1 pseudogene is annotated in these 236 nt (G+C 72.5%); it reads left to right on the top strand.

The features are described 5' to 3' along the window. Positions 1-236 (top strand): annotated as a pseudogene (locus HMPREF0058_RS11560) (ABC transporter ATP-binding protein); the annotation flags it as partial.

Here is a 236-nt window from a genome sequence, read left to right as displayed (position 1 = left end):
GACGGCCTCTTCTCCCTCCTGCTGGTCACCGTTGCGGCCGCCCTTGCCCTGGCGCGTCTGGCCGGCGGCGCTCTCGACCTCGGCGGCGCCCTCGCGCTGGTGCTGGTCTCACTCACGCTGCTGGAGCCCTTGGACCACGTGGGCTCCTTCTTCTACGTTGGGATGGGCGGGATGGCCAACCAGCGTGCCATGCGTCGGGTCCTGGCCCGGCGCCGTCCCGTCCCCGCCACCTGCTC

Source organism: Actinomyces urogenitalis DSM 15434 (assembly GCF_000159035.1).
GTDB classification, from domain to species: Bacteria; Actinomycetota; Actinomycetes; order Actinomycetales; family Actinomycetaceae; genus Actinomyces; species Actinomyces urogenitalis.
Note: the sequence above shows the minus strand (reverse complement) of the source record. Positions and strands in the feature narration are given on the sequence as shown.